The sequence below is a fragment of the Pedobacter sp. 01T416_2 genome, assembly GCF_056398925.1.
The window spans coordinates 1-5,362 of the sequence record NZ_JBFTQI010000398.1 but is presented as its reverse complement, the minus strand read 5'-3'; the positions used below and the strand labels follow the sequence as shown (position 1 = coordinate 5,362).

At 33.8% G+C, this 5,362-nt stretch carries 5 protein-coding genes and 1 pseudogene; all 6 read right to left on the bottom strand.

Annotated elements, in window-relative coordinates:
* Window positions 1-144, bottom strand: a pseudogene (locus AC1DPQ_RS16435) (exosortase Y-associated Wzy-like protein); the annotation flags it as partial.
* Window positions 134-1,333 carry a glycosyltransferase family 4 protein gene (locus AC1DPQ_RS16430; RefSeq protein ID WP_477584775.1) on the bottom strand — a complete coding sequence of 400 codons (1,200 nt, stop codon included), beginning with the start codon at window positions 1,331-1,333 and terminating at the stop codon, window positions 134-136. The gene AC1DPQ_RS16430 and the pseudogene AC1DPQ_RS16435, both read right to left, overlap by 11 nt.
* Window positions 1,326-2,141, bottom strand: a complete 816-nt coding sequence (locus AC1DPQ_RS16425) for an FkbM family methyltransferase (RefSeq protein ID WP_477584776.1) — start codon at window positions 2,139-2,141, stop codon at window positions 1,326-1,328. Before AC1DPQ_RS16425 ends, AC1DPQ_RS16430 begins: the two co-directional genes overlap by 8 nt.
* The gene (locus tag AC1DPQ_RS16420; protein WP_477584777.1) at window positions 2,142-3,413 is read right to left on the bottom strand and encodes a glycosyltransferase; all 1,272 of its coding nucleotides are present in this window, start codon (window positions 3,411-3,413) and stop codon (window positions 2,142-2,144) included. It abuts the gene before it with no gap.
* A gap of 7 nt (window positions 3,414-3,420) precedes the next feature.
* The gene (locus tag AC1DPQ_RS16415) at window positions 3,421-4,638 is read right to left on the bottom strand and encodes a glycosyltransferase family protein (protein WP_477610267.1); all 1,218 of its coding nucleotides are present in this window, start codon (window positions 4,636-4,638) and stop codon (window positions 3,421-3,423) included.
* Window positions 4,639-4,645: 7 nt separating this feature from the next.
* On the bottom strand, window positions 4,646-5,362 hold a 717-nt coding region (locus AC1DPQ_RS16410), incomplete at its 5' end, for an FkbM family methyltransferase (protein WP_477610266.1).

The following is a 5,362-nucleotide window of genomic DNA, read 5'->3' as shown; positions in this document are numbered from 1 at the left end:
TGACAAAATAGTGGTATAAAAGATAAAAAGCGAACCAAACCATGCCACAAAATAGGAAATGATTGGACTATTGATTAATAAATAGCAAACCAAAACAGGAAAGTATAGCGTTAAAATAAGTTTGGTTGGGTTATTATTTTGCATCGTTATTATGAATTGTACCTACAATGGCCTTCACTTGTTTTTCAAACGACCAATCTTTGATAATTTGTCTTGATAGGCTTCCCATTTGTGCTAATTTATCTTTATTTTCAGTTAATGCACTAAGTTTTTGTTTGAGATCGCCCAAATCTCCCGATTTAAATATTTCTCCATTAATTGTAGATTTAACCAGATCCGCAGCACAACCAACTTTATTAGAGATCAATATTGCTTTTCCGGCAGCCATGGCTTCATTAACAGCCAATCCCCATGTTTCGCTCAAAGATGGCAAACAAAATAAATCACAGGCCTGATACACAACTGGCATTGCTGTTTGATTCTGAAAATCAATAAAATGAATTCTCTTTTTTATACTGTCATCCTGAGCGTAGTCGAAGGATCTCTTCGTTCCTAATCCCTCAACTTTCCTTTTCAAACTCCCCTCTAACACTCCATTTCCAATAAAAAGTAAATGTGTATTTTTCAAGTCAAGATTAATAAAAGCATCTAATAAAATGAAAGGATTTTTAACAAGATCAAACTTACCTGCAAAAAGAATTAATATTTCACTAGAATCTATGCCGAACTTAGTTCTTAAAGAACTTGCTTCTATATGTCTATCTTCTGCAAACCGTTCATTATCTATCGCATGCGGTGCAAAAACCAGTTGTTTTTCATCTACATCATACTTTTTGAAATAAGCCTTGTTTTGTTTACCTACATAAAAAGCTACGTAGATATGACGGTAAACCCATTTAAGAAAAATATTTTTCACAATAGATTTTAAACCAAATTGATGATTGAGTAGGGTAGAATCGCCCCTAAAATAAACTGGGATTTTCCCTTTAAAATATCGAATTGCTTTTAAATGGCTGCGCCATGCCCATCCATAAACTAAAATGGCATCGGGTTTAAAGCTTTGTATCGTGTCGATGAGATTGGGATTCACAATACCATTGAAATGATGTGTGCCTTGATCTTTAGCTATGTTTTCTAGAAACGCAGAATCATATCCATCTAAAAGTGGTAAATCCCATTCAACTTGCCTTCCAAATCCCTTGTCAAATTTATTTAGTGAACTTTCTCCCCACGTGTAAAATACTTTAAGTTCGACTTTGTTGCTTAAAAGCCTAAAAACTGGCGCATAATATTGGATAGGGTGGGTAGTAATTATAGCGAGTTTTTTAATCATTAGGCATAGCTATAATATTACCCGAAACTAAATTTTCAAAGCTGATAATTTTCTTCAACCCATTTCTATGGATATATTCAAAGCCATAATTTAATGAAGCCAGTAAGGTAAGTATATAATCTTCTGCCCGACCAGTTTTTATATGGTAATGTTTATCGTACTCGAAAATGATTTTTGGCTTATTTTTCTTTATTGTTTCTATCAATCCATCTAAAACAAAACTTTCATACCCTTCAACATCAATTTTTATGAAGTCGACTTTTCGATCCCCAATAACTTCATCACCTACAAAACACTTTATAGAAACATCGCCATTTTGGTCGAATAGATTGTAAGCACCAGGATTGGTACTCCTTAAATCTGCTTGGATGTTAATTTGCTCATTTTTATTGCTTAAAGCAATATTTTGGGGGTTAATATTCGTAAAATTATTTAACTCAATATTTTTCTTGAGGGCAATATAGTTATGTGGAACAGGCTCAAAGGCAGTCACTGTACCCGTATTTCCTGTAAGCTGAGCAAAATATATGGTATGAAATCCAATATTTGCTCCGATGTCTAAAATATGATCGCCTGGTTTAATAATAGATTTAAAAACTTTTTTAAGTTCTGGTTCGTAATCTCCTGTATAAGCAATTTTTCCTCCAATCCATGTTGAAGTATCGCAATAGATTTTGAAATTACCTTCCAATGGTTCGGCAATTTGGACTGCTTTTTTTAATTTATGCTTAGTAAAAAGATAATTAAATATTCTATCCTGCCCTCTAAAAAAAGGTCTTTTTAAAATAAATTTATAAATGGATTGCATTTAAATAACTTTATTGAATAGGTTTACTTGCTCTTTTGTCATTGCAGATGCTGTATAGGGTTGAAATGCTTTCCAATTTGTTTGAGGGATTAATTTTTGCACAACATTTTGTAGATATTCATTTAGTTGATCAAAGGCAGAATTTTCAATTGCATCAATATCCAAATGATATCCAGCATTACAATCGTTGATGATTTGTGTAGCACTGCTTGCTTGGTGCAAAACAGCAAGCAGCGGTTTTTTAGCTAAGATATACGGATAAAGTTTTGAAGCTGTATATGCAGCTTGATTCGATCCAATGATAAGCAAACCGTCAGCTTGTTGCAAGCAATTTATGCTATCGTAAAAACCAATTCTATCCGTTTGCTCATGCACAAAAGGTAAGATGTTAAAGCGTTGGGCCATAGGTAAAATTGTGTGCTCACCCTTTCCTTGTGGTGCGTAACTTGTACCTATAAAATGCATTCTAATTTTCTTGAACACAGTGGGGTTTAATTCTAGTCCTTTTTTGAATAATGTAAAAAGTGTATTCAGCGCTGGATGCAGATCATAGCCACCTCTGCCTACATAAACCAAATTAATGTGACTGCTGTCAAATCGAATTTTTAGGTTTGAACCATTGATTGTTGCAATTTTAAAATCCAAATCAAAAGCGCCAAAAGTAATCACAGCACTTGGTTTATCTTTTAAATATGCATAACGAATTTTTAAAGTATCAATATAACCTGCTGAAACACTGATTAAGCCATCAACACTTCTCATGGCAATTGGTTCTAAATATTTATTCAAACGGTAGGAGAACCAATACTTTTTAGGTCTTTCTTTTTTTGTTTTACTTTGATAGTAATCAGTATGCCAAGGATCTTGCATATCGATAACATAAGGTATACCATGTTTTTTTTTCCAATAAGCGCCCAAAATACAAATTGGAAAAGCAGTAGTCGAAAAATATATTAAATCGAATGTTTCCTTTTTTAGTAACTCATTTACCTTATTTCGGTAAAACCATAAAGAGCGTAAAGCTAAACTCCCAAGTCCAAGCTTACTTGTCCATTTTTTTGATAGCGCTTTTACGTGATGAATTTTTATCTTATCTGGTATAGATTGTAATAAAAGTGGGTCTTTTACTGTATCAATATATTCATCTTCAACAGTTACAACTTCTGCATCCCATCCAAAGTTTTCAAAGTATGGCAAACTCATTCTAATGCGTTGCATATCCGCTGTATTGGCAGGAGGAAAATAAGGAGATATGATGAGAACGCGTTTCAACTAAATTTCAATTTTCGATTGTATATTTTACATTAGATAGAAATTTTTCCTTTTCAATATCCCAGTTTAAAGTTTCACCTGCATACTTAAAAGCTTGTTTTTGATGAGCAAATAATAAATATTTATCTTCTAAATACATTTTTAAGGCATGGGTCAAAGACTCAGGGTCGTTTTTCTTATAGATTATTCCCATGTTAGGGTAATCTTCAATTAATAGTTTTTGAGCAGTGGTGTCTGATGCAATAATTGCTAATCCAGACTGGATATAAGTAAAGATTTTATTGGTTAAACAGATATCTCGATTTTTCGGAATTCCAATTTCTGTTGCTAAGCCGATGTCAAACTTTTGGGCAAATGAAATAATTTGGTCCGGAGAAATAGGATGATAATAGCATATTGGATGAAACACCTCATTTTCTAACGCAATTTGATTAAAATAATCTTTAACTCCATCCTTAAGCTCACCCAATAAATGTAATTCAAACTTTTGCTTACAATTACCAATAGCTTTGATAACAGCTTCCAAGCCCCTATCTCTACCAATGACTTGAGAAAACCAAAACAATTTAATAGGGTAATCATGTATAATTTCTTCATTAATGTTTTCTTTTGGAAAAACATTAAGAATGGTGTGTGGTCTTAAGTTTGGATAGAGATGCTGGTAAGCTTTACTGATTAACGGACTAGCAGTACTTAAGTAGTCTAAAATTGGTAAATATCTATCTTCCAAATGTGCCTTTAAACGCACATCAAATTGCTGAGGGTCATCATATACTTCATGGCGGTGAAAGTCCTCAGCATCAAAGCCCAATTTCGCTTTGTTTTTCTTTGCAGCGAGTGCTGCTGCTGGGAGTGCGGCTAAATTATGGGCGATATAAACATCTGCTTTTATTTTTTTAGCCTGATTAACCAATTCAGGAGTACATCTTCCAATAGCATAAAGTGCTGTAAATTTAATACCAATAAGCTTTGCTAACCATCGTGCCAGCCTATGCCTAATTGTTGTGGAAAGATAAGTTATTCTACTTTCAGTTGGATGCCCTCCAACCTTGATGGATTTTAATCTTGTCTCGTTTAAAATTTCAAAATCCAGGCGTTCGGCCCAAGCTATACGAAATTRGTAAATCAAAGTTACTTCATAGCCTGCATTTATTAGGGCAAAAGCCTCTTTCACAAGCCTAGGGTTTGTGGAGGGTTGTCCTGATGTAATCAATACAACTTTCATAGTTTAGCTAGAGCCATCGTGTTGATGAAACTAACGGATGTGTTTGTTTAATAAATAGAAAATCTGATTGAAACAGTGCTTTATCGTAAGGCCTACGCATAATTGAGCATATATCATATAAGATAAACCCATTATCCTTCATAAATGAAATGACGTCGCTAACTAATGGTGCACCTTTGTAGATCCCCAGCATGGAAACTTCTATGAGTACTGCCTGAGCAGATTTTAAAACGTTCAAACCGCCTTCTAAGATTTCAATTTCCGACCCTTGGGTATCAAGTTTAATAAGGTCTACAGATTCGAAACCTGTTTCTACAGCAATTTCATCTAGAAGTTGAAGTTGTATAGTCTCCACTTTTGCATTGGTTTCATTATCCTCTTTGAAAATGGAACTCGCTGATTCGTAAATATTAAATTCAACATATTTTTTTTCAGCACCCAAAAGGGCAATATTTACTTTTGAACCAAAGATTTGCTTTGATACCTGATCTAAAAGAGGTTTTTTATTTTGCTGTCCTTCAATCATCAATAGCTGCACACCCGGAAAAATCTGATTAATCTCCAAAGCCCACTGCCCCTCATAAGCACCAATGTCGATAATTTTTTTAGGATTGAAACCCAATTTCTTCAGTCTTGTAAATGAAGATTTTTGGGAAGGTACTTCAAATTTAGTTTTTATAATCTCAACCAGCTTTTTGGGGATGAGCTTAATAATCAGTTTTTT

Excerpts from the sequence above, each read along its gene's own strand:
- AC1DPQ_RS16430 (WP_477584775.1), bottom strand. The coding sequence starts at position 1,333 with ATGATTAAAAAACTCGCTATAATTACTACCCACCCTATCCAATATTAT.
- AC1DPQ_RS16425 (WP_477584776.1), bottom strand. The coding sequence starts at position 2,141 with ATGCAATCCATTTATAAATTTATTTTAAAAAGACCTTTTTTTAGAGGG.